At 70.5% G+C, this 22448-nt stretch carries 22 protein-coding genes; 12 read left to right on the top strand and 10 right to left on the bottom strand.

Annotation, left to right across the window (positions count from 1 at the left end; all coding sequences use genetic code 11):
* Nucleotides 1-442: 442 nt before the first annotated feature.
* The 4 genes from P3G67_RS00805 to P3G67_RS00790 all read right to left on the bottom strand — a co-directional run bounded on the left by P3G67_RS00805 (nucleotide 443) and on the right by P3G67_RS00790 (nucleotide 3134).
* Complete coding sequence (locus tag P3G67_RS00805; protein ID WP_276091682.1) at nucleotides 443-1765, bottom strand: UDP-glucose dehydrogenase family protein; 1323 nt, start codon at nucleotides 1763-1765, stop codon at nucleotides 443-445.
* Nucleotides 1766-1971: 206 nt separating this feature from the next.
* Nucleotides 1972-2346, bottom strand: a complete 375-nt coding sequence (locus P3G67_RS00800) for a DUF3147 family protein (RefSeq protein WP_276091681.1) — start codon at nucleotides 2344-2346, stop codon at nucleotides 1972-1974.
* Nucleotides 2347-2426: 80 nt separating this feature from the next.
* Nucleotides 2427-2771, bottom strand: a complete 345-nt coding sequence (locus P3G67_RS00795; protein ID WP_276091680.1) for a DUF3147 family protein — start codon at nucleotides 2769-2771, stop codon at nucleotides 2427-2429.
* A gap of 207 nt (nucleotides 2772-2978) precedes the next feature.
* A complete protein-coding gene (locus tag P3G67_RS00790) occupies nucleotides 2979-3134 on the bottom strand; it encodes a DUF6131 family protein (protein WP_269856911.1) in 156 nt (51 codons plus the stop codon).
* Nucleotides 3135-3471: 337 nt separating this feature from the next.
* Here P3G67_RS00790 and P3G67_RS00785 point away from each other — a divergent pair, with 337 nt between their 5' ends.
* From P3G67_RS00785 to P3G67_RS00750, 8 genes are all read left to right on the top strand, one after another.
* Nucleotides 3472-4431, top strand: coding sequence for an NAD-dependent epimerase/dehydratase family protein (locus P3G67_RS00785; RefSeq protein ID WP_276091679.1), 960 nt, complete (start codon nucleotides 3472-3474; stop codon nucleotides 4429-4431).
* A 62-nt stretch (nucleotides 4432-4493) separates the two neighbouring features.
* The gene (locus P3G67_RS00780; RefSeq protein WP_276091678.1) at nucleotides 4494-6167 is read left to right on the top strand and encodes a carbamoyltransferase family protein; all 1674 of its coding nucleotides are present in this window, start codon (nucleotides 4494-4496) and stop codon (nucleotides 6165-6167) included.
* Nucleotides 6164-7249: a glycosyltransferase family 2 protein gene (locus tag P3G67_RS00775; RefSeq protein WP_276091677.1), complete on the top strand. Its 1086-nt coding sequence runs from the start codon at nucleotides 6164-6166 to the stop codon at nucleotides 7247-7249. The genes P3G67_RS00780 and P3G67_RS00775 overlap by 4 nt, the downstream gene beginning before the upstream one ends.
* Nucleotides 7250-7398: 149 nt before the next feature.
* Nucleotides 7399-7929, top strand: a complete 531-nt coding sequence (locus tag P3G67_RS00770; protein WP_391858154.1) for a D-glycero-alpha-D-manno-heptose-1,7-bisphosphate 7-phosphatase — start codon at nucleotides 7399-7401, stop codon at nucleotides 7927-7929.
* Nucleotides 7926-8972 (top strand): glycosyltransferase family 9 protein, encoded by a 1047-nt coding sequence (locus P3G67_RS00765; RefSeq protein WP_276091676.1) that lies wholly within the window; start codon nucleotides 7926-7928, stop codon nucleotides 8970-8972. The genes P3G67_RS00770 and P3G67_RS00765 overlap by 4 nt, the downstream gene beginning before the upstream one ends.
* Nucleotides 8969-9934: a glycosyltransferase gene (locus P3G67_RS00760; protein WP_276091675.1), complete on the top strand. Its 966-nt coding sequence runs from the start codon at nucleotides 8969-8971 to the stop codon at nucleotides 9932-9934. Before P3G67_RS00765 ends, P3G67_RS00760 begins: the two co-directional genes overlap by 4 nt.
* Nucleotides 9931-11178 carry a glycosyltransferase gene (locus tag P3G67_RS00755; RefSeq protein WP_276091674.1) on the top strand — a complete coding sequence of 416 codons (1248 nt, stop codon included), beginning with the start codon at nucleotides 9931-9933 and terminating at the stop codon, nucleotides 11176-11178. The genes P3G67_RS00760 and P3G67_RS00755 overlap by 4 nt, the downstream gene beginning before the upstream one ends.
* Nucleotides 11175-11864, top strand: a complete 690-nt coding sequence (locus tag P3G67_RS00750; protein ID WP_276091673.1) for a D-sedoheptulose-7-phosphate isomerase — start codon at nucleotides 11175-11177, stop codon at nucleotides 11862-11864. Before P3G67_RS00755 ends, P3G67_RS00750 begins: the two co-directional genes overlap by 4 nt.
* A gap of 26 nt (nucleotides 11865-11890) precedes the next feature.
* Here the strand turns inward: P3G67_RS00750 and P3G67_RS00745 are convergent, their stop codons facing one another.
* Complete coding sequence (locus P3G67_RS00745) at nucleotides 11891-12952, bottom strand: glutamate--cysteine ligase (RefSeq protein WP_391858153.1); 1062 nt, start codon at nucleotides 12950-12952, stop codon at nucleotides 11891-11893.
* Between the two features lie 465 nt (nucleotides 12953-13417).
* On the opposite strand from P3G67_RS00745, the gene P3G67_RS00740 reads away from it, so the two are divergent.
* Genes P3G67_RS00740 through P3G67_RS35825 form a run of 4 tightly spaced genes read left to right on the top strand, consistent with a single transcriptional unit; the run spans nucleotide 13418 to nucleotide 16554 of the window.
* Nucleotides 13418-14815 (top strand): PfkB family carbohydrate kinase, encoded by a 1398-nt coding sequence (locus P3G67_RS00740; RefSeq protein ID WP_276091671.1) that lies wholly within the window; start codon nucleotides 13418-13420, stop codon nucleotides 14813-14815.
* A 13-nt stretch (nucleotides 14816-14828) separates the two neighbouring features.
* Nucleotides 14829-15842: a glycosyltransferase family 9 protein gene (locus P3G67_RS00735; RefSeq protein WP_276091670.1), complete on the top strand. Its 1014-nt coding sequence runs from the start codon at nucleotides 14829-14831 to the stop codon at nucleotides 15840-15842.
* A complete protein-coding gene (locus P3G67_RS00730) occupies nucleotides 15842-16237 on the top strand; it encodes a glycosyltransferase family 2 protein (protein ID WP_313879548.1) in 396 nt (131 codons plus the stop codon). The genes P3G67_RS00735 and P3G67_RS00730 overlap by 1 nt, the downstream gene beginning before the upstream one ends.
* A gap of 5 nt (nucleotides 16238-16242) precedes the next feature.
* Nucleotides 16243-16554, top strand: coding sequence for a hypothetical protein (locus P3G67_RS35825; RefSeq protein WP_313879547.1), 312 nt, complete (start codon nucleotides 16243-16245; stop codon nucleotides 16552-16554).
* Between the two features lie 4 nt (nucleotides 16555-16558).
* Here P3G67_RS35825 and P3G67_RS00725 read toward each other — a convergent pair whose 3' ends face one another.
* The 5 genes from P3G67_RS00725 to P3G67_RS00705 form a co-directional block, all read right to left on the bottom strand.
* Entirely contained in the window at nucleotides 16559-17800 is a 1242-nt protein-coding gene (locus P3G67_RS00725; RefSeq protein ID WP_391858172.1) for an MFS transporter, read from the bottom strand.
* A 455-nt stretch (nucleotides 17801-18255) separates the two neighbouring features.
* Entirely contained in the window at nucleotides 18256-20373 is a 2118-nt protein-coding gene (locus P3G67_RS00720; protein WP_276091668.1) for a catalase, read from the bottom strand.
* A gap of 37 nt (nucleotides 20374-20410) precedes the next feature.
* A complete protein-coding gene (locus tag P3G67_RS00715) occupies nucleotides 20411-20998 on the bottom strand; it encodes a hemerythrin domain-containing protein (protein WP_269859603.1) in 588 nt (195 codons plus the stop codon).
* A 92-nt stretch (nucleotides 20999-21090) separates the two neighbouring features.
* Complete coding sequence (locus tag P3G67_RS00710; RefSeq protein WP_276092042.1) at nucleotides 21091-21264, bottom strand: DUF6480 family protein; 174 nt, start codon at nucleotides 21262-21264, stop codon at nucleotides 21091-21093.
* Between the two features lie 99 nt (nucleotides 21265-21363).
* On the bottom strand, nucleotides 21364-21906 hold the full coding sequence (locus P3G67_RS00705) for a type 1 glutamine amidotransferase domain-containing protein (RefSeq protein ID WP_276091667.1): 543 nt from the start codon (nucleotides 21904-21906) through the stop codon (nucleotides 21364-21366).
* Between the last annotated feature and the right edge of the window lie 542 nt (nucleotides 21907-22448).

Here is a 22448-nt window from a genome sequence, read left to right as displayed (position 1 = left end):
CTCGCCGCGATGCCATTGCGGTCACGACCACAGGGGGTCTGTCAGCGCGCCGGGCGCCGCTGCAACGCGATTGGGGCGCGTGGCCACCCGGCATGGGTGACCACGCGCCACCAGGACTGTCGCAGGCCCTGGCCTCGGATGCGGGCAGCTGGCCGTCAGTGCTCCGACCTGCCGGACCTCGTGTAGACGGTCTCCACGAACTCCGCGACTCACGCTGCCCTCACCAGCACCGCAGTCGTCCGGTGTCTGCGGGCATGCTCCGATCCTGCGAGTCCGCCTACCCGGCGCCCTCCTCACTACGCATGACTACGCATGCGCGTTCCATGTCAGTTCACACATCACGGGCGGGCGCCTACGGCCAGCACTGCCGTCAGGAGTTCGCCGCCGCACGCTCGCTGCCATGGTCCGGTCGAGCCTTGTCAAGCTGGAAACGGCACGTCAGTCATAGCGCCGGGGGCCGCCCGAGTTGCCGTACGGTCCATCCGGCACCACGCCACGTATCAGCCTTCAGCAGGTTTCGGAGATCGACCAGGACAGGGTCCGCGACCAGGGTGGCGAGGGCGACGGGGTCGGCGTGGCGGAAGTGGGGCCACTCGGTGGCCAGGACCACAAGTTCCGTTCCCTTGACGGACTGTTCCAGTCCTTCGGCGTAGTCCAGTTCGGGTTGCCGCGCGAGGGCGGTGGGGACGGCGTACGGGTCGTGGACGGTGACCTTGGCGCCGCGCTGGTGCATGAGCGTCGCGATGGCGAGCGCGGGTGATTCACGTACGTCGTTGGTGCCCGCTTTGAAGGACGCTCCCCACACGGTGGCCCTCACGCCCTCCACGCGCCGCCCCAGTGTCTGTTCGATGAGAGTGAGCACGGCCGCCGGGCGCGACTCGTTGACTTCTTCAGCGGCGCGCAGGAGTGTGGCCGCCTCCGAGGCGCCGAGGGCGCGTGCGGTTGCGGTGAAGGCGCGAACGTCCTTGGGGAGACAGCCTCCGCCGTAGCCAGGCCCGGCGTTGAGGCCGCCTCGGCCGATGCGGGGGTCCACGCCGATGGCTTCGGTGAGCTGGAGGACGTCTGCTCCGGCGGCGGCGCACATGTCGGCGACACCGTTGATGAAGGAGATCTTCATACCGAGGTAGGCGTTGGCGGCGCCCTTGATCAGTTCCGCGGTGGTCGGGTCGGTGACGTACAGCGGGATGTGCTCGCGCAGCAGCGGCGCGTACACCTCGCGCACCACGTCTTCGGCGTGCTGGGAGCACAGCCCGGCGACGATCCGGTCGGGGCGGAGGCTGTCTTCGACGGCGTGCCCCTCCCGCAGGAACTCCGGGTTCCACACCACCTCCACGCTCTCCCCCACCGGAGCGAGACGGGCGAGGAGGGCGGCGAGTTCGCGCGAGGTGCCCACGGTGACGGTGGACTTGCCGATGATCACGCACGGGCGGGTCAGATGCGGGGCCAGGGCGCCCGCCGCTCCGAAGACCTGGCCGGTGTCGTAGCTGCGTCCGTCCGCGTCGATCGGGGTCCCCACGGCGAGGAAATGGACATCGGCGAAGGCAGCGGCCTCGGTGAGGTCGGTGCTGAACCTCAGCCGCCCGGACGCCGTGTGGACGGCGAGCAGTTCGGGCAGGCCCTCTTCGTAGATGGGGCACTCGCCCGCGTTCAGCCGGTCGACCTTCGCCCGGTCCAGGTCGACGCCGATGACTTCGTGGCCGATCTCGGCCATCGCCGCGGCATGCGGGATGCCCAGATGGCCACAGCCGATAACGGATACGCGCATGGGGCCAACGCTCCCTTCTCTTCTCGCCCGTCCGGGACTCCGGGGCCAGTCGAGGTATCTCGCCGTCGGTCGCCACGACCTGGCTCCACCAGGGTCCCTCGGTCAGAAGTCATGCGCACGGGCGTAACGCCGCGTCAGCCACCGTCCGCGTCTCCCCCGCTGTTTGCCGGCAGCGGGTCGGCATGAGGATCGGCGTACGCAGGCAGCTACCGCTTGGGCGGGGGTTCATCACCGCCGTGGCCCACCGCTCGGGCCACGCCGTAGGCAAGCAGTGAGACAACCGCCCAGGCCGCGGTGGCGACGCCGAGGGCGAGCCAAGCGGAGTGACGAGGCAGCAGGATCGCGGCCGAGACGGCGAACGCGAGCAACCCGAGGGTGCCCAGCGCGGCGCCACGGGCGTCATCACGTGCCATTCTCAGGCCCTCCTCCTTGGCCACAAGCGTGACGCTGGCCAGCAAGATGGCGGGGAAAGCCAGCAGGATGCCTCCCTCGAACGGCCCTACCCCGGCCGACACGACCGCGGCCACGGCGGAAACACCGAACCCGAACGCGAAGCGGATGAGGAGGTCCCTGCGTGGCATGCGCCAAGCGGCGCGAACGTCGAACTCGATCCGGCCGGAAGAGTGCTCCTCATCACGAGGCCCACCGTTCGCCGATGGCGTCATGGCACGACGATCAGGGCGATGGCAGTGGCCACGGCGATCCAGGCGACGAGCGCTGTGGCGGAGCCCCGAAGGGCCCCCAGCCTGCCCAGTGCCGGGACGCTCACCAGGCAGTACGCCGTGAAGGCGACCGCTCCGATTCCCATGGCCCGTGCGGCGAGTGCGGCGTCGTGGTGCCCCTTGAAGGCAACGGTCACGATCAGGCTCCCCAGCGCGACCGAGGGCGCCGCGGCGAAGATTCCCGCCAGGCGCTTGGGCTGGACGGCTTCTGCCACGAGAGCGAAGCAGACCACGAACAGGCCGCCGATCACGGCCTTCAGGCAGATCTCGAAGAGAGATTTCATGGCCTCGCAAGAGCGGCCCTGGACCGCCGGGGGTTCCGGGTGGAAACGCTACTGATCCATGAGCGTAAGCCACCAGCGGGCCGGAAACGTTTGCCACGCTCGGCGTTCGGCGAGGTGGTGGCGTCGACCGGGCGCGCGGCCGACCGCCTTCTCTTCGCCGCACGCCGAGGGCGTTCGTGGTCCCGGCTACCAGTTTCGTGGTCCCGGCTACCAATAGTGCCGTCGGCCGCCCACGGCGTGTCCAGCCGCTCCCAGGAGCCACAGGATCGCACCGATCACCAGGAGGATGATACCGATCGTCCACAGAATGGCGATCTTGATCAGGAAGCCCACGATGAGGCAGATAATGCCCAAGATGATCACTGCAGCCTCCGAACTCTCGGACAGGCCCCTTGTTCCACGATGATCCCGCCCACCCGCGGCGGCAACCGGCGCCGCGCCGCCGCCATCGGCCGCAGCTCAACCAGTGGCGTCGTTGCCTCGCTTGACGGGCGTTTCCACGACCACCTCTGGGGGTTGCACGTTCGACTCCCGGCAACTCCCTGTCCGCGCATCTCCGGCTCGTGCGGTGCCAACGAGGAGAAGTCACTCGGGTCGCGCAACGGTGACGACTCACGCAGGCTGAGTACTCGGACGCCGTAACGGCGACGCGAATTGCTTCGGCCTGAGCCGGGCCGCTCACCGACCAAGAGGAGAAGCCATGCGGGCTCCCAGGCGACGGTGGACCACAGCGGTGGTGACCGGAGGAGCGGGTTTTGTCGGCTCCCACCTGTGCACGGCCCTCATCGACCGAGGTACACAGGTGATCTGCGTGGATGACTTCTGCACGGGCTCGCCCGCCAACGTCGCCCATTTGGCCGAACATGATGGCTTCACTCTGCTGCGAGCCGATGTCACCGAGCCGTTCACCGTGCCGGATCCGGTGGACTTGGTGCTCCACTTCGCCTCGCCCGCGTCTCCGGCCGACTACCTGAGGCTTCCCCTCCACACCCTGGAGGCCGGCAGTCTCGGGACCGCCCACGCACTGGCGCTCGCCAGGGAACACCAGGCGCGCTTCGTCTTCGCCTCGACCTCCGAGGTCTACGGCGATCCGCAACAGCATCCGCAGAGTGAACGCTACTGGGGCAACGTCAACCCGGTCGGCCCCCGGAGCGTGTACGACGAGGCGAAACGGTACGCGGAGGCGCTCACCACGGCAGAGGCCGGTGTGCATGGCGTGGACACCGCGATCGTGCGGCTGTTCAACGCCTATGGACCGCGTATGCGGGCCCGGGACGGCCGTGCGGTACCGACCTTCATCCGCCAGGCCCTGGCTGGTGAGCCACTGACCGTCAGCGGCGACGGCAGTCAGACACGGTCCATCACCTACGTCGACGACACTGTCGAAGGCGTGCTGGCCGTGGCGGCGTCGGAGTTGTCGGGCCCGATCAACATCGGCAACGCCGACGAGCTGAGCATGCTCGAACTGGCGGGGCTGGTCACCGAGTTGTGCGACTCGGTATCGGAGATCCGGTTCGTGGAACGCCCAACTGACGATCCGTCAGTCCGCTGTCCGGACATCTCCCTGGCGCGCGACAAGCTCCAGTGGGAACCACGCACACCCGCCCGTGAGGGGCTGGCCCGCACCATCGCCTGGTTCCGGAACCATCCGGAGACCTGACCCGCGAACAACCAGCCACCTCCGGCCCGTAGCAGTGGACCAGCGGAACGAAAGGCGCCGCCATGCGCATCCTGGGCGTCAACGCCCTTTTCCACGACCCCGCGGCAGCACTCGTCATCGACGGGCGGGTGGTCGCCGCGGCGGAAGAGGAGCGGTTCTCCCGACGCAAGCACGGCAAGCGGCCGGTGCCCTTCTCGGCGTGGGAACTGCCGGAGCGTGCCATCGCCTGGTGCCTGTCGGAGGCGAGCCTTCGGCCGCAGGACATCGATCTGGTCGGCTACTCCTACGATCCCCTACTGGCCCGCAGCGCCGAGGAGTTGGGGCTGGAGGACCCGTGGGACCACCTACGGCAGACCTACGCCCGCGAGGCACCCGCGTTCCTCGCCGAGGCACTTCCCGGTCTCGACCCCCAGCAGGTGTCCTTCGTGCCGCACCACGAAGCCCACGCCGCCTCGGCCGCATACGCCGCGGACGGTGACGCCGACCCCTGCTCCGTGCTCGTGCTGGACGGTCGTGGAGAGTCGACCTCCCACCTGGCCGCGCGCCGTACCCGAGGGCACCTGGAACCGCTGGCCGGCCAGCGCCTGCCGCACTCCTTGGGACTGGTCTACGAAGAACTCACCCAGCACCTCGGATTCCTGCGTTCCAGCGACGAGTACAAGGTGATGGCGCTCGCCTCCTACGGCACTCCACGCATGGCGGCCGAACTGCGCCGGCACGTTTACGCCACCGGCGACGGCGGATTCCACGCCGCCGGGGTGCCCTGGGCACAGTTCGCCGACCCGCGCCGCGGTGACGAGGCATGGAACCAGCAGCACGCCGACCTCGCCGCCTCCGCCCAGAAGGTGCTGGAGGAAGTGCTCCTCGACCTCGTGCGGTGGCTGCACGGACGCACTCACGACCGGCTGCTGGCGATGGCTGGGGGCGTGGCGCTCAACTGCGTCGCCAACTCCCGTATCGCACGCGAAGGCCCGTTCGACAGGGTGTGGGTCCAGCCCGCGGCGGGGGATGCCGGGACCGCCCTGGGCTCGGCGCTGCGGATCGCGGCGCTCGGCGGCGACCGGCCGCGTCCCATGCCGGGGGCGGATCTCGGCCGGGGCTGGTCGGACGCCGAACTGGAGGCGTGGCTGAAGCGGGCCGGAGTCTGCTATGAGCGGCCCACCGACATCGCCGCAGCGGTTGCCGACGCCTTGGCGGACAACGCCATCGTCGCCTGGTTCCAGGGCCGCGCCGAGTTCGGGCCGCGTGCCCTGGGGCACCGCTCGCTGCTGGCCCATCCCGGGCATGCGGGGAACCTGGAGCGGCTCAACGACGTCAAGGGGCGGGAGCAGTTCCGCCCGGTGGCCCCCATGGTCCTGGCCGAGCGAGCCGCCGAGATGTTCGACGGCCCCCTGCCCAGCCCGTACATGCTGTTCGTCCACCAAGTGGCCGAGCCGTGGCGCGAACGCATCCCGGCGGTCGTGCACGTGGACGGCACCGCGCGCATCCAGACGGTGGACCCCGAGCGGGAACCGCTGGTCGCCAGGATGTTGGCGCACTTCGAACGTCGCACGGGGCTGCCGGTGGTGGTCAACACGAGCCTCAACACGGCCGGACGCCCGATGGTCGATGACCCTCGCGACGCTTTGGAGTGCTTCGGTTCGAGCCCGGTCGACCTGTTGGCCATCGGGCCGTTCGCGGTCCGGCGGGCCCGGCTGTTCGACCGCGACCGGAGCACCAGGGAGGTACCGCCGTGAGCGAGACCGAACTCCCCTACGCAGTGGTCATCCCAACGGTCGGGCGGCCCAGTCTGAACGTTTGCCTGGCCGCGTTGGCCGACAGCGTCGGGCCGCTACCGCGCCGAGTGGTCATCGTGGACGACCGCCCGCTGGACGACTGCGATCCGCTGCCGGTGACTGTTCCCACAGCTCTGTGCGAACGAGTGGAAATCGTCGCGAGCTGCGGCAACGGCCCGGCTGGCGCCCGCAACGCGGGGTGGAGCGCCACGACGGAGCCGTGGATCGTCTTCCTGGACGACGACACGCTGCCCAGTGGCAACTGGGCCCGTGAACTGGCCCGGGATCTCTCGCGGGCGGGACCGGAGGTCGGCGGCGTCCAGGGGCATATCCGGGTACCGCTGCCTTCCCACCGTGCTCCCACCGACTGGGAACGCTGTACCGCCTCGTTGGCCACCGCCCGGTGGATCACCGCCGACATGGCCTACCGCCGTCAGGCCCTGGAGGCGGTGGGCGGATTCGACGAGCGCTTCCGACGGGCCTTCCGGGAGGACTCCGACCTCGCCCTGCGGGTGAAGGACGCGGGATGGACGCTGGTCGTCGGCGATCGGCAGACGGAACACCCCGTGCGCCGAACCGACCGCTGGGTCTCGGTGCGGGCCCAAGCGGGCAACGCGGACGATGTCCTGATGACGCGACTGCACGGCCGCGGCTGGTGGCGCAGGGCGGGAGCCAGGCGCGGTCGGCTGCCAGTCCACCTGGCCGTCACCGGCGCCGCGGTCGTCGCCGCCACCTGTGCGGTCGCCCGTCGCCCGCGGGCCGCGGGGGCGTGCGCCGCGGTCTGGCTCGCCGGTACCGCCGAGTTGGCGTTGACCCGGATACTGCGCGGCCCGCGAAACGCGCGCGAGGTGACGGACATGCTCCTCACCAGTGCGCTGATCCCGCCCGCTGCCTGCGGTCACTGGTTGCGAGGCTGGTGGCGCCACCGCCAGGTGAGGCCCTGGAAGGCGTGTTCGGCCGGCGAGCCGACCCCTACGGGCGGCGGCGTTTCATGGCCAAGCGTTCGGCCTGTCGCCAGGGAGCGGGTGCGGGGATGGCGGTAGGCACCCGAAGTCTCGCGGAAGTCGGCGGTGGGCCGCGCACGGCGCCGCGGCCGGCACCAGCCGGTCCGAAGGCCGATCAGCCCTTGCTCCTCATCCATCGAGCCCGCCCCGGCACGCGCGTCGCGGTCCCCGCGGCTTGGCCACGCGCGGTGCTTTTCGACCGGGACGGCACACTCATCGAAGACGTGCCCTACAACGGCGCCCCCGAGCGGGTACGGCCGATGCCCGGCGCGCGCCAAGCGCTGTCGGCGCTGCGCCGCCACGGCATCGCCCTGGGGGTCGTGAGCAACCAGTCCGGCATCGCTCGTGGGCTGCTCACCCCGGCGGACGTCGACGCGGTGCGGCGACGAGTCGAGGAGTTGCTCGGCCCCTTCGACCTGTGGGTGGTCTGCCCGCACGGCCCGGACGACGGCTGTGGCTGCCGCAAACCCGCCCCGGGGCTCATCCACACCGCCCTGGCGTGGCTGGGCGTCGAGCTCGATCGGACCGCCGTGATCGGGGACATCGGGGCCGACGTCGACGCCGCTCGCGCCGCCGGGGTGCGGGGCATCCTGGTGCCGAACGAGAAGACCGACCCGCGCGAGGTGAGTGCCGCGGCGCAGACGGCGCCGACGGTGCTGGCGGCGGTGCGCGCTCTGCTCGGGATCGGTCCGCCGTCTGGCCGGGAGGCCGGCCGATGAGGACCCTGGTGCTCCGTCTGGACAACCTCGGCGACGTACTCCTCGCCGGTCCCGCCGTGCGCGCGGTGGCCGCCGGATCCAGCGGCGTCACGATGCTGTGCGGACCGCAGGGGGCCACCGCCGCCCGGCTGCTGCCCGGCGTCGACGAGGTGCTGGTGTGGGAGGCTCCCTGGGTCGGATACAACCCACCCGAGTTGTGCCCCGACAGAGTTCGCGAACTTTTGCGGGTCCTGACGGCCCGTCAGTTCGACCGGGCGCTGATCCTGACGTCGTACCACCAGAGCCCGCTGCCTGCCGCGCTGCTGCTGCGCCTGGCCGGGGTGAGGCGGATCGCCGCTGACAGTGAGGACTACCCCGGCAGCCTGCTCGACCTGCGGCACAGGAGAGCTCCCGGACGACACGAGGCGCGGGCAGCGTTGGACCTCGCGGTTGCCGACGGCTTCGCGCTACCGCGCGGCGACGACGGGCGGCTCAAGATCCTCACCCCACCGAGCGCCCGGCCACTGACGGGCCCCGGCCCGTACGTCGTCGTCCACCCCGGCGCGTCCGTCCCGGCGCGTGCGCCCAGCCTGGGGCGGATGGCCTCGGTGGTGCGCGCCCTGACCGTGGCGGGCCACCGGGTGGTCGTCACCGGTGGACCGGGCGAAACGGCGCTCACCGAGGCGGTTGCCGACGGTTGCGCCCTCGACCTGGGCGGCCGTACCGGACTCGCCGAGTTGGCCGGGGTCCTCGCGGATGCCGGAGCCGTCGTCGTCGGCAACACCGGACCGGCGCACCTCGCGGCGGCGGTGGGCTCGCCCGTCGTCTCGCTGTTCTCACCCGTTGTGCCCGTCGAACGCTGGCGGCCCTACGGGGTGCGGCACGTGATCCTCGGTCAGCAGAGCGCGGCGTGCGCCGGAACCCGAGCTCGTCGCTGCCCTGTGCCCGGCCATCCGTGCCTGGACTCCATCACTTCCCAGGAGGTCGTCAGGGCCGTGGACGAGCTTGTCGCTCCCCCGGCCCTGACGGCCAACCGACCAACGGCGCGTGAGGTGACCGCGTGAGAATCCTGCTATGGCATGTACACGGCTCATGGACGACCGCGTTCGTCCAGGGACCGCACACCTATCTGGTCCCGGTGACACCGGACCGCGGGCCCGACGGACTCGGGCGTGCGCGGACCTTCGCCTGGCCGGATTCGGTCAGGGAGCTGCCGACGGATCTCCTGGCGAACGCCGAACCGGACGTGGTGGTGCTCCAGCGGCCCCACGAGGAGGAGTTGGTGCGTCAGTGGCTCGGGCGGCGCCCAGGTAGGGACATCCCCACCATCTACCTGGAACACAACGCGCCCGACGGCCAGGTACCCGACACCCGCCACCCGATGGCCGACCGCGACGATGTGACGCTGGTCCACGTCAGTCACTTCAACCGGCTGTTCTGGGACAACGGCGGCACCCGTACGGAAGTCATCGAGCACGGCATCCCGGACCCTGGTCACCGTTACACCGGCCGACTGCCGCACGCGGCGGTGGTGGTCAACGAACCCATCAGACGTGGCCGCACCACCGGGACCGATCTGCTGCCGCTGTTCTCCGAGGCCGCGGTACTCGACGTGTTCGGGATGCGCACCAAGGGCCTCGCGGCGCACCTCGGTCTGCCGCAGGACCGCTGCCGTACTGATGACCTTCCGCAGTCCGGGCTGCACACCGCGCTGGCCGAGCGCCGGGTGTACGTCCACCCGGTGCGCTGGACCTCGCTGGGACTGTCCCTGCTGGAGGCCATGCACCTGGGCATGCCGGTGGTCGCGCTCGCCACCACCGAGGTGGTACGCGCGGTTCCACCAGGGGCGGGAGTGGTCTCCACCGATCCCGAGGAACTGGTGGATGCCGTGCGGGCCTACGTCCGCGACCCCGATGCCGCGACCGCGGATGGGACGCGGGCACGCCAGGCCGCACTGCAGCGGTACGGGCTCAAGCGGTTCCTGACCGATTGGGATCGTCTTCTGGAAGAGGTGAGCCGTCGATGACGCGGTTGAAGGTCGCCCTGGTCTCAGAACACGCCAGCCCCCTGGCCACGTTGGGCGAGGTGGACGCGGGCGGGCAGAACGTGCACGTGGCGGCGCTCGCCGGAGCGCTCGCCGACCGGGGACACGAGGTCACCGTCTACACCCGGCGCGATGCCAGAACCCTGCCCACCGAGATTCCACTGCGCGACGGTGTCACCGTGCACCACGTACCGGCCGGACCGCCGCGGCGAATACCCAAGGACGAACTGCTGCCCCACATGGGGAAGTTCGGCGTCTACCTGGCCCGCCACTGGTCGCGGCACCCGCCGGACCTGGTGCACTCGCACTTTTGGATGTCCGGCCTGGCCGCCTTGCGTGGAGCCCACGACCTCGGCGTTCCCGTCGTCCACACCTACCACGCCCTCGGCTCTGTCAAGCGCCGCCACCAGGGCGCCGCCGACACCAGTTCGCGCAACCGGATCGTGCTTGAGATCGCGATCGGGCGCGCATGCCACCGCATCATCGCCACCTGCCGCGATGAAGTACGCGAACTACACGCCATGGGCATCCCCGCCGAACACGTCCGAGTGGTGCCGTGCGGCGTGGACGTCGACCGCTTCGTCCCTCATGGCGAACGGGCCCAACGGCACGGGTGGCCACGGCTGCTCCAGGTCGGGCGCCTGGTTCCCCGCAAGGGGACGGACCTGGCCATCGCCGCGCTCGCCCGGATTCCCGCCGCGGAACTGCTCGTCGCCGGCGGCCCCCCGCTGGAACGGCTGGCGGGTGATCCGGAGGCCAGGCGGCTGGCCAAACTGGCCGCCGAAGCCGGGGTGGGCGACCGGCTCGTCATGTTGGGCGGCGTACCGCGCAAGGACATGCCCGCCCTGCTCCGCAGCGCCGATCTGGTGCTGTGCCCGTCGGTGTACGAACCGTTCGGCATCACGCCGCTTGAGGCGATGGCCTGCGGAGTGCCCGTGGTCGCCACCGCGGTCGGAGGCCATCTGGACACGGTCGCCCATGGCACCACCGGACGACTCGTCACCCCGGCCAGCGCCGTCGAACTGTCCAACTGCATAAGGGAGTTGCTCGGCTCCCCACGTCTGCGGGCCGCCTACGGCGCTGCCGGGCGGCGCCGGGTGCTCAGGCGGTTCAGCTGGGACCGGGTGGCGGCGGCCACCGAACAGGTCTACGACGAGACCCTGGTCGACGCGTCGCGGGGAGCCGCCGTCCGGACCCGGGCAACCGACGTGAGGACGGCACGATGAGACACTCCTTCGACCACTCCGCTGGCATCCGGGACGCCGCACCGCGCGGCGGCACCGACCCCGCCACCGAGCACTGCCGCGTCCTGCAGAGCGCTTTGGTGGAACTGCGCCGCGAACACGCCCCGCTGCTCACCGGATGGGGCCGGCTGCTGGCGGGCGTCCTGTCCGGCGGGGGCCGGCTGCTGGCGGCCGGAAACGGCGGCAGCGCAGCGCAGGCACAGCACCTGACCGCGGAACTGGTCGGCCGGTACCGCACCGACCGCCCCGCCTACTCGGCGATCTCCCTGCACGCCGAGACGTCGAGTGTGACCGCCATCGGCAACGACTACGGCTTCGACGAGTTGTTCGCGCGACAGGTGACCGCGCACGGCCGTCCCGGGGATGTGCTGGTGCTGATGTCCACCTCGGGACGCAGCCCCAACCTGATGCGCGCCGCCGACGCCGCACACGCGGGTGACCTCGTCGTATGGGCGATGACCGGACCACGTCCCAACCCGCTGGCCACCCGGGCGGATGCCGCACTGTGCGTCAGCGCCGAACACACCGCGACCGTGCAGGAAACCCATCTGGTCGCCCTGCATCTGCTCTGTGAGGCGTTCGACGCGGCGCTGGCCAGCGCCACGACGAGCGAGGCCATCTCCGTACACCCGCTCCCCGGCCCTTACGACCGTGTGCCCCCGAACTGACCCTCCGTCCGTTCCATCGGCCCATGTCACCGCCCGGTGGTGCGGGCCACCGCGGCCCGGGAGACATCGGCGAGACAGCCGCGTGCGGCGTAGGCCGCCCGCTGGAACCCCGCGCCGGTGCCTCGGCTGAGCAACTGGTCCAGGAGGCGTTCGCAAGTCATCGCGTCGTCCTGGGACAGTGTCCGCCGCACGTGACGCGACAGCGTCCTCACCACCTCGGCGGCGGGGGCCGGTGTGTGCGTCAACGGGTGCAGGAGCCACCCGTCCAGCCCGAAGCGGCTGGCCCGCCAGGCAGCCAGCCGCAGGACCTGCGCGGGCACGGGGTCCGGGGGTCGGCCGACGCGCCATTCTCGCGCCGCGGTCTCCACGAGCCCTCGCGCGAGCGCCGCCACCAGCACGGCGTCGTCCGCCTCCAGGCAGACATCGGCGACCCGGATCTCCACGGTGGGAAGGTGATGGGAAAGCCGCGCGTCGAAATAGACCATTCCCTCGTCCAACAAGGTTCCTGTACGCAACAACTCACACACCAGTGAGTGATAGGCCTTGCTGGACCCGAACAACTCTGTGGGCCCGGCAGTGGGCCAGCGGTTCCACATCTGGTACCGGTAGCTGGCGTAGCCGCTGTCGCGGCCCTGCCAGTACGGCGAGTTCGCACTCAGCGCGATGAGCGGCGCCAGCCAAGGCCGGATGCGGTCGATGACCGCGGCTCCCTCCTCCTGTGAGGCCACTTCAACATGAACGTGGCAACCGCAGCTGAGCTGCTCCCGCGTGGTCAGACCGAACGTCTCGGCCATCCGCTCGTAGCGCCGTGACCGGCTCAGAGTCGGGTCGACCGGGACCGGTGAGGTGGCCAGCGCCGCCACCTCCGCTCCCACTTGGCGAGCTCTGCGCGACAAGGCGGCGCGGCTCGCGCGGACTTGTTCGGCGAGTTCCTCCAGCTGAGCACAGGGCCGGGTGGCGATCTCCAACTGCTCCGCCTGAAGTTCCGTCTGGAACCCGTCCGCTTCCCCGGACAGCTCCATGACCTGTTCACCGACCGCCTTCGCCGCTCCCGAGTCCGGGTCGACCAGGAGAAGCTCCTCTTCCACACCAAGACGGCGTGTCTGGCACCCGGCAGGCGCACGCCCACCACGGCGGATGGGCGAATACTCACCCATGCCCACTCCTGACCACTCGAAGTCGGGGCCAAGGTTCGGCTCACCAACAGCCATGCACAGCGATCGGCTGTGAGACGACCGGTCATCGCATCTCCATGATGCCCATCCGAAGGCCGCCCGTCAGCAGTACCCGGCTCAGGTCGCGAATCCGGCGCACTGCAAGCAGGCTGGGTAATCGGACGGCCGTGGACGGCACCGTGGGAAGACCAGCCTGTGCTGGCACTTCACCGGGCAAGGAGGCGAAATGCGGGCTCCCAGGCGACAGTGGTGCACGGCAGTCGTATCCGGCGCGGCGAACCCCGTCGGATCGCATCCTGACTCCGTCACCCGTTCGGCCGACAGTCTCATCGTGGCGCGGGCCGGCGTGATCGCGCCGTTCTCCGTGGGTGCGTACTCATGAGGAAGCGACCGCTCGTGGTGGTCGGCGACGCACTCCTGGACCGCGACATCGACGGGCAGGCGACCAGACTCGCCCCCGACGCGCCCGCACCGGTGGTGGAGGTCCACGGTGTGCGGACGCGCCCAGGTGGTGCGGGTCTGGCCGCGGCACTCGCCGCCCGCGACGGGCGCGAGGTCATCCTGGTCACCGCGCTGGGCCAGGGCGAAGCCGACGACACGGTGCGTTCCCTGCTCGCCGACCGGGTCCGGATCGTGGATTTCCCGCTGAACGGCACCATCCCCGTCAAGACCCGGGTAAGGGCGGGTAACCGGCCACTGGCCCGGCTTGACGACGGCGGAGGCACCCCGGGCGAGCCCACGGAACCGGTACGCCGGGCGATCGCGGAAGCCGGGGCTGTCCTCGTCTCCGACTACGGCAGGGGCACCGCCTGCGCCCTGCGGTCCCAGCTCGCCGAAGCCGCACAGCGCGTACCCGTGGTGTGGGATCCGCATCCGCGTGGCGGCGCGCCGGTACCCGGAGTGCGCCTCGCGACCCCCAACGCGACGGAAGCGCGCGCGCTCACCGAGCATATGGTCGCCGCCGATGGCAATCCGCTGCGTCAGTACGCGGCCCGCGCCGACGCCCTGTGCGACCACTGGCAGGCGGCCGCGGTGGTCATCACATTGGGTGAGCGCGGTGCGCTGCTCAGCCGTGGCAGCGCCTCGCCCATGCTGCTACCCGCCCGGCGCCAGGAGGCGGGCGATCCGTGCGGCGCGGGTGACTGCTTCGCCGCCACCGCGACCAGCGCGCTGGCCGACGGAGGGCTGATCGAGGAGGCGGTGCAGTGCGCGGTGACCGCCGCCACGGACTTCGTCGCCCACGGCGGGGTGGGCAATCCCGCCTTGTGGGCTGCCCCGAGCACGACGCGGGCCGAGCCGGTGCCGCAGAGCGCGGATCCGTTCGCCCTGGCGAGGTCGGTGCGTGCCAGTGGCGGGACCGTGGTCGCGGCGGGCGGCTGCTTCGACCTGCTGCACGTCGGACACGTAGGGCTGCTGGAGTCGGCACGCCGGGCGGGCGACTGCCTCATCGTGTGCATGAACGGCGATGCGTCGGTCACCCGGCTCAAGGGACCAGGACGACCGCTGGCGCCTGCGGCAGACCGTGCCCGCGTGCTCAGTGCGCTGGCCTGCGTGGACGCGGTGGCCGTCTTCGACGAGGACGTGCCCGTCGAACTGCTGCGCAAACTGCGGCCCGATGTCTGGGTGAAGGGCGGCGACTACACCGCGGAAGCGCTCCCGGAGGCCGATGTCCTACGCGCCTGGGGCGGCCAGGCCCTCGTCCTCCCGTACATCGACGGCCGTTCCACCACCGAACTGGCCCTGCGCGCCGCCGCCGCGGCGGTACGGACCGAGTAACGGGTTGATCGTGATGGGCCTCAGTACGTCCGAACAGCCGCCCGTTCGCCAGGTCCTGGTGCTCCGGGCGCTCGGCCTCGGCGACCTGCTGGCGGCCGTGCCCGCCCTGCGGGCGCTGCGCCGCCGCCTGCCGGACCACCGCATCACCCTGGCGTGTTCGGCCGAACTGGCCGACGCCGTGGCCACCATCGGGAGCGTCCACCGGTTGCTGCCGACCACCGCCCCGGGCCGCTCGGTTCCCGAACGTCTGATCTGGGCAGGCCGCCCCCCGGACATCGCCGTCGACCTGCACGGCAGCGGAGCCGCGAGCTGCCTGCCGCTGAGGGCCCTGCGCCCGTCGGCGCTGCTCGCCTACGCCGAGCCCTGCGGACCGCCCTGGCTGCCGGAGGAACACGAAAGGTCCCGCTGGTGCCGCCTGCTGGACTGGTACGGCCTGCCCGCCGACCCTGGTGATCTCGCGATCACGGTGCCCGACACCCGCACATCCGCGCCTGGCGCCATCGTGATCCACCCGGGAGCCGAGGCGGCGGCCCGCCGTTGGCCCGCCGAGCGGTTCGCGGCGGTGGCGCAGGCGCTGCACCGATGCGGTCACCGCGTCGTCGTCACGGCGGGCGCGGGAGAAGGCCACCTGGCGAACTCCGTGGCCGTCCAGGCAGGGCTGCCGCCGGGAAGCGTGGTCGGCGGGACGACTGACATCCCGTTCAAACGGTTGGCCGCGCTGCTCGCCCACGCCAGAGCGGTGGTGGTGGGCGACACCGGGTTGGCCCATCTCGCCAGCGCACTGGGCACACCGTCCGTCGTCCTCTTCGGCCCCGTGCACCCGCGGCTGTGGGGACCGCCCGCCGACGGGCCGCACCGGGTGCTGTGGCACGGCGACCCGGACGGCGACGGGCGTCCGGGAGACGCCCATGGCCAGCAGCCGGACGAACGGCTGCTACGCATCACCGTCGAGGAGGTGCTGGACGCCGTCAACACGCTTCCACCCGGCCCGGCGCGCAGGCACAGGCTGACCGGGACGGACGGCTGATGGGCGCGGCACGACAACGCCCCGCTGTCGGCCTGGTGGTGATCACGCGCAACCGGCGCTCCCGGCTACTGGCCACGCTCAGCCGACTGGGCGCGCTACCCGGTCGGCCGCCGATCGTGGTGGTGGACAACGCCTCCGTAGACGGCACGTCCGCCGCGGTACGTGCCGACTTCCCCGACGTGCGGGTGCTGCGACTGGCGCGCAACGAGGGAGCCGTCGCCCGGAACCACGGCGTCGCATTGCTCGACAGCCGTTACGTCGCGTTCAGCGACGACGACTCGTGGTGGGACGCGGAGGCACTGCCACGGCGGTCGCCGCCTTCGACGCCCATCCCCGACTCGGTCTGCTGGCCGCGGCCACCCGCGTCGGGACCAGTGAGCGGCCCGACCCCCTGAACGCGGTGCTGGCCGGCTCCCCTCTCGGCCCCGCCCCCGACCTGCCCGGCCCCTCCGCGCTCGGGTTCCTCGTCTGCGCCAGCGTGGTGCGCCGGGCGGCGTTCGTGGATGCCGGGGGGGTCCATCCACTGCTGCACTTCGGCGGGGAGGAAGCGCTGCTCGCCATCGACTTGACCGCCCGTGGCTGGGGGGCCGCGCACTGCCCACTGCCCCGGCTGCCCAGCGCACTGCTGCACCGAAGGCCGGTGCCCGGCTGGCCGGAACGCGAGCTGCGGGCCGTTGCGACGGGATCGCCCAGTGCGGCCCAGCACCGCTGACCCGTCAGGACGCGGTGGCGAACGCCTCCCGCACCGGTGCCGGCGAGACCCGCTGAAGGCGGCCGTGGGCCAGGGCACCCGCGCCGATCACCGCCGCGATGATCAGACCACCGGCGACCAGCGCGCCACGCGCGCCCGCGACCTGGATGAGCAGGCCCAGCGCGGGCGGGCCGGCGAGGCCCCAGCCGGTGCTGACGCTGTTCCACACGCCGAGGACGCGGCCCCGCATGTGCGGAGGCGGATCGGTCTGCAGGATCGTGGTGGCCGCGGTGTCCGAGATCGACTCGACGATCGCCATCGGTACCACCACGACCAGCAACATGAGCAGTAGCGGAGCGCATCCGGCGACCATCTGGAGCAGCCCACCGGCGGCGGCCAGGACCGCCACCAGGCGGACCGAGGGACGACGCAGCCGCCCGGCCAGCACCGCACCGGCGGTGCCGCCGATGGCCAGGACGGTGGATACCACACCATAGGCGGCCGGGCCGCCGTGCAGGGGGCCGGTGACCAGCGTCGCCAGGGTCAAGGCGTAGTTGCGGCCCAGCACGGCGCTCACCGCCGTGATCACCATGAGCGCCACGAGACGGCGGCGGCCCATGAAGAACGCCAGGCCCTCGCGCAACGCCATGCGCGGCTCGTCCGCGGCGCGTCCGCGCGGTGGCGTCGGCGCGGCCTTCCGTTCCCGCGCCACCGGGCGCAGAAAGGGAATGACCGCGGAGACGAACAGGAACGACAGCCCGTTGACGACGTAGGCACCGGCCTCCCCGACCACCGCGATGGTGATCCCGGCCAGCGCCGTACCGGCCAGCCGGCCGACGCTGTGCACCACGGAGCCCAGCGCGATGGCGGAAGGCACGTCGCTCTCCGGTACCAGGTCGTTACCCAGCAGCGAGGTGGCCGGTCCGTCCACCGTCGCCACCAGACCGGTGACGGCGGCCATCACCATGAGCGCCGGGACGCTGAGCATGTGGAACGACACCAGGGCGGCGGTGGTGAACGCCATGGTCCCCAGCACCGCCTGGCTGACGGCTGCCGTCAGCTTGCGCGGCCAGGCGTCCACCGCGGCGCCACCGAGCAGTCCCACCAGCAGCCCCGGCGCGGCCTGGACGGAGAGCGAGAGCCCGGTCATCGCGGCGGAGCCGGTCAACTGCAGCACCAGGAGGTTCTGCACGGTGAGCTGCATCCAGGTGCCGAGGTTGGAGAACAGGTTCGCCGTGGACCACCAGCGCATGCTGCGGCTGCGCAGGCAGCGCCAGGGCGAACGCTCCGGGCGCGCGGGCGTCTGTGTGGGGCGGTGTTCTTCGAGGGTGTCAGCGGTCCGCTGGGCAGGGGTGAGTTCAACGGCAACAGGCACGAGGCGGTATCCCGGTCAGCGCGAGAGGCGCGGTGGCACGGCGGTGAAGCGGACAGAGCCCCGCCTTGGGGCGGCGGGTGCTTCGTGGTCCGCGGCTCTCGACGGTGAGAGCGGCACGTCGAGAAGTCTCACAGACGCCGGCCGTGCACCGGAAGACAACACCTCGTGCCCATGCCCCGAGCACCACCCCAACACCCCTGTGCCAAAGCGAGGTTGGCCGACCGAGTGGCATTGCTCACACGCGGCGAGCGGCCGGTCGGCACCCGGCCGACCGACCACTCACCTGACCCGCTGATGTGTCCGTCGTCACACGACCGGGCGGGATCGCTGACCCGGCCGTGCGGTGCTCAGTCGACCGTTCCCGGATTGAGCAGTCCCGGGCGGCGCATGAAGCGGTGCCGTGCGATCGCGGAGGCGAAGGCGTCGGCGATGTCATCGGCGCTGTCGGCGCTGATCACGCCCTGTTCCGTCCCGTCACCGTTCAGTACCTCGGTCGGCAGCCTGGCGGCGGTCAGCAGTTGCTTGCCTTCGCCCAGGACGGCGATCGGCTTGCCGTGGCGGTAGCTCTCCTCCACGAAACGCACCGCGGCCGGATCGTCCAAAAGGGTCTGTACGGCCTGCTTGCCGCCGGGTACCAGCAGGGCGTCGTACAGTACGGACCCCATCGTCGGCAGGGCCCGGTCCACGTCCAACACCGCGGTGTCGGTGCCGCGCACGCTGCCCTCGCTGGCCGCGAGCACCTCGACCACGGCGCCGCCTTCGGTCAGGCCGCCGCGCAGCGCCTCGACCTGCTCGACGTCGGTACCGTCCGCCGCCAGCACGGCGACCTTGCGGGTGCTGATGCCGTTGCCAGCGAGGTTCTCCTGGCTCAGCGCGGGCGACGAGAAGGTGTGGACGGTGGAGGCGGGCCGCGGCGCGGGCAGTCCCAGGCCCGCCGCCACGGCGGCGCACAGATCGCCGTGGACGTTGGACAGGTTGGCCACCATGCGCTCACGCACCTCGGCCGAACCCACCTTGCCGAGTTCGAAGCGGAACGCTTCGACGATGTGTGCCTTCTCCCAGTCCGACATACTGTTCCAGAACAAGGTGGCCTGACTGTAGTGGTCCTTGAAGCTGTCACTGCGGACCCGGACCTTCTCGCCGGCCACTCGTTCCTGGTAGTGGCGGAAGACACCACTGGTGTCACCCGCGCCCGCGTGTGCCGGACAGCCGCCGCTCAGCGAGTTGGGGAAGTAGCTGTTTCCCGGCTGTATGACTTGTTGGCCGTAGCCGTCCCGGTGGTTGGTGTTGACGTCCGCGATGGGCCGGTTGACCGGCAGTTGAGCGAAGTTGGGTCCGCCCAGCCGGATCAACTGGGTATCGAGATAGGAGAAGTTGCGGCCCTGGAGCAGCGGGTCGTTGGTGAAGTCGATGCCGGGAACGACGTTGGCGGTGTGGAAGGCGACCTGTTCGGTCTCGGCGAAGAAGTTCTGCGGGTTGCGGTCGAGGACCATGCGCCCTATCGGCTGTACGGGCACCTGCTCCTCGGGGATGATCTTGGTGGCGTCCAGGAGGTCGAACGCGAAGGCGCCTTCGTCCTCCTCGGCCACCAACTGCACCCCCAGTTCGTATTCCGGGTAGTTGCCCGACTCGATGGCCTCCCACAGGTCGCGCCGGTTGAAGTCGGGGTCGCGGCCTGCGGCGATCTGCGCCTCGTCCCACACCAGGGAGTTGACCCCGAGCAGCGGTTTCCAGTGGAACTTCACGAAGGTCCCACGACCCTCGGCGTTGACGAACCGGAAGGTGTGCACACCGAAGCCCTGCATCATCCGGAAGCTGCGCGGGATGGCCCGGTCCGACATCAACCACATCAGCATGTGGGTGGACTCCGGCTGCAGCGAACAGAAGTCCCAGAAGGTGTCGTGCGCGGAGGCACCCGTGGGGATCTCGTTGTGCGGCTCCATCTTCACCGCGTGCACGAAGTCCGGGAACTTGATGGCGTCCTGGATGAAGAACACCGGGAAGTTGTTGCCGACCAGGTCGTAGTTGCCCTCGCGGGTGTAGAACTTCGTCGCGAACCCGCGGACGTCACGCACGGTGTCAGCCGAGCCCCGCGGCCCCTGGACGGTGGAGAAGCGTACGAACACCGGGGTGCGCCGCCCCGGCTCCTGGAGGAAGTCCGCACAGGTGTACTCGGCCAGCGACTCATACGGCTCGAAGTAGCCGTACGCGCCCGCACCACGCGCGTGCACCACGCGCTCCGGTATGCGTTCGTGGTCGAAGTGGGTGAGCTTCTCCCTGTTGTGGAAGTCCTCCAGCAGGGTCGGGCCACGCTCACCGGCGCGCAGCGCGTTGTCCGTGTCGTCGACCCGCACCCCCTGTTCGGTGGTGAGCGCATCGGACTGGGGTGCCGCGCGGAAGCCGTCGAGTTGCCGGTCCTTGTCGTCGTGGTCCCGCTGCCGGGGATCCGGGGTTCCGGAGGTCATGCCTGGGCTCCTTCGCTGTCGGCGAGCGTCCTTACCGTCAGCCCCGCCCGGCGGCCGAGCGGATCGCGTCCTTCGTCCGGTCGACCAAGGACGCCAGGGGCCCGGTGGCCCACTGCGCCGCTGGCGAGCCCGCGGTCGCCGGATGCGGGTGCGTGGGCGCGATCTTCTCCGCCGCGCGCAACTGCTTCCCCATGCGGATCAGCTGCTCCTCGGTGCGGCCTTGATGCACCGCGGGGAACTCCTCGCGCTCCTCTTTGTCCGCGTGATCGCTCACTGCCTTCTCGAACTCGGCCAGGATCGCGTCGAACTCCGGGTTGCTGATGTCCATCGACTCCAGCTTGGCGAGAACCTTGTTGGCCTCCGCCTCCTCCCTGTTCCGGGCCTCGGCCTCCTCCCGTCCAGCGGTCTCGCTGGCGACCGGCCGCACGATCATCTCCTCCGCGGTCTCATGCACCGCGAGGACAGCCCGCAGTTCCTCGAAAGTTTGCTGTTTGCGCTCACCTTCAGCGCTCTTGACTTCGTCGAACAGGTCCCTGATGCGCGCGTGCTGCTGAAGGAGTATGCCGACCACGTCATCTGCGGGAAGCTTCGCCGCCTGGGCGCGCTCCTGCTCCGCCTTGTTCATCGCTGTGTCCCTTCCTTGTGCCTACTCGCCTCGGACAGGTTCTTCTCCCTGCGGGTAGCCGCACTCGACCCGTCCAAACCAGGGAGGTGCCCTTACCTGACGGCCATGTAGACGGCCAGGGCCACCACCAGAAGCAGGATGAGTGCCACCACGACCCAGACAGGCGTCAACGGGCCCGGACGCCAGTTCCTGCGCGGTGCTTCGGGCTGTGGTGGGCCGAGTCCGGAAACGCCCGACTCTGCGGGTGGTGCGGCGCCGGAAGCCATTCGCGCGTCCTGTGGGACGGAGAGCCCTTCGTCAGGTTTCTCTTCGTGGTTTCCGGCCATCGTGTCCTCCTCGTCCGTCTGGAAGACGAGGCCCCCGGCTCATCCCTTCGCCTTGGCGAACTCCGAGAGGAAGGCGTCGTTGAATGCCTTGAGGTCGTCCGGCTTGCGGCTGGTGATCAGGGCATTGCTGCCTGAGTGGCAGACCTTGACCTGTTGGTCGACCCACGTTCCACCGGCATTTCGGATGTCGGTCCTGAGGCTGGGCCACGAGGTGAGGGTCCGGTCCCTCACCACGTCGGCTTCGACCAGCGTCCATGGAGCGTGGCAGATGGCCGCGACCGGCTTGCCGGCTTCGAAGAAGCCCTTGGCGAACGCGACTGCCTTCTCATGCATCCGCAGGAAGTCCGGGTTGGCCACGCCACCGGGCAGCACCAAGGCGTCGTAGTCCTCCACCGAGGTGTCTTCGACGGTGGTGTCGACATTGAAGGTGTCGGCCTTGTCCAGATGGTTGAACGCCTGGATCTTCCCGGGTTTCGTGGATACGAGGGTGGGGGTGCCACCGGCCTCGCGGACCGCCTGCCACGGGTCGGTCAACTCCACCTGTTCAACGCCTTCCGGTGCTACGAGAAATGCGACCTTCACGCTGTCCTCCCTCCTCAAGTGCCTTTTCCACCTGGCCGCCTTGGCGGACGTGAGCCCCGGGGGCTCACTTCACCTCCGAGATGGCCAAACGCTCGAACCCGGCGTGCTCGGCCACGCGGGTCTGTACCAGTACTTCCTCGGATCCGAACTCCTCGCAGTAGAGGAAGCATCCAGTCGATGTCATCGCGGTGGCCTCCCATACGGCGTCGGATGCGGGCACGCGAGTAGACGCGCACTTGCCATCCGCCCCGGGGCTTCTCAGTCCGAGCGACGTCAGGCTGGGTATCTTCTCCTTCCGCGTACCCGGGCGAAGTGGATTGACACACCCGGATGGGTTCGGGGGATTCCCATGCCCGACGACGTGAATGCCGATGCCGCGAGGTCGTTGGGCGCGTACTGCGGTGGCGCGAGGCGCGTAGCCCGCTCAGGCAACCCCGTGCCCCCGGGCGCCCCGATTCACCAGCACGGACACACATACCATCCGCTGGGACGAGGGAAACAGCCATCCGCCGCCGAAGGTGCGCGGCGCACCAGGCCGGTCT

Origin of the sequence: Streptomyces silvisoli, assembly GCF_029269905.1 — a bacterium.
In the GTDB taxonomy this organism is placed as follows: Bacteria; Actinomycetota; Actinomycetes; order Streptomycetales; family Streptomycetaceae; genus Streptantibioticus_A; species Streptantibioticus_A silvisoli_A.
This window is presented reverse-complemented; position numbering and strand designations above follow the sequence as displayed.

Bases quoted from the DNA above. Each gene is read 5' to 3' on its own strand.
- P3G67_RS00765 (WP_276091676.1), top strand. From the start codon at position 7,926: ATGAGGACCCTGGTGCTCCGTCTGGACAACCTCGGCGACGTACTCCTC.
- P3G67_RS00750 (WP_276091673.1), top strand. From the start codon at position 11,175: ATGAGACACTCCTTCGACCACTCCGCTGGCATCCGGGACGCCGCACCG.
- P3G67_RS00785 (WP_276091679.1), top strand. From the start codon at position 3,472: ATGCGGGCTCCCAGGCGACGGTGGACCACAGCGGTGGTGACCGGAGGA.
- P3G67_RS00740 (WP_276091671.1), top strand. From the start codon at position 13,418: ATGAGGAAGCGACCGCTCGTGGTGGTCGGCGACGCACTCCTGGACCGC.
- P3G67_RS00805 (WP_276091682.1), bottom strand. From the start codon at position 1,765: ATGCGCGTATCCGTTATCGGCTGTGGCCATCTGGGCATCCCGCATGCC.
- P3G67_RS00720 (WP_276091668.1), bottom strand. From the start codon at position 20,373: ATGACCTCCGGAACCCCGGATCCCCGGCAGCGGGACCACGACGACAAG.
- P3G67_RS00715 (WP_269859603.1), bottom strand. From the start codon at position 20,998: ATGAACAAGGCGGAGCAGGAGCGCGCCCAGGCGGCGAAGCTTCCCGCA.
- P3G67_RS00730 (WP_313879548.1), top strand. From the start codon at position 15,842: ATGGGCGCGGCACGACAACGCCCCGCTGTCGGCCTGGTGGTGATCACG.
- P3G67_RS00780 (WP_276091678.1), top strand. From the start codon at position 4,494: ATGCGCATCCTGGGCGTCAACGCCCTTTTCCACGACCCCGCGGCAGCA.
- P3G67_RS00800 (WP_276091681.1), bottom strand. From the start codon at position 2,346: ATGCCACGCAGGGACCTCCTCATCCGCTTCGCGTTCGGGTTCGGTGTT.
- P3G67_RS00795 (WP_276091680.1), bottom strand. From the start codon at position 2,771: ATGAAATCTCTCTTCGAGATCTGCCTGAAGGCCGTGATCGGCGGCCTG.
- P3G67_RS00755 (WP_276091674.1), top strand. From the start codon at position 9,931: ATGACGCGGTTGAAGGTCGCCCTGGTCTCAGAACACGCCAGCCCCCTG.
- P3G67_RS00710 (WP_276092042.1), bottom strand. From the start codon at position 21,264: ATGGCTTCCGGCGCCGCACCACCCGCAGAGTCGGGCGTTTCCGGACTC.
- P3G67_RS00735 (WP_276091670.1), top strand. From the start codon at position 14,829: ATGGGCCTCAGTACGTCCGAACAGCCGCCCGTTCGCCAGGTCCTGGTG.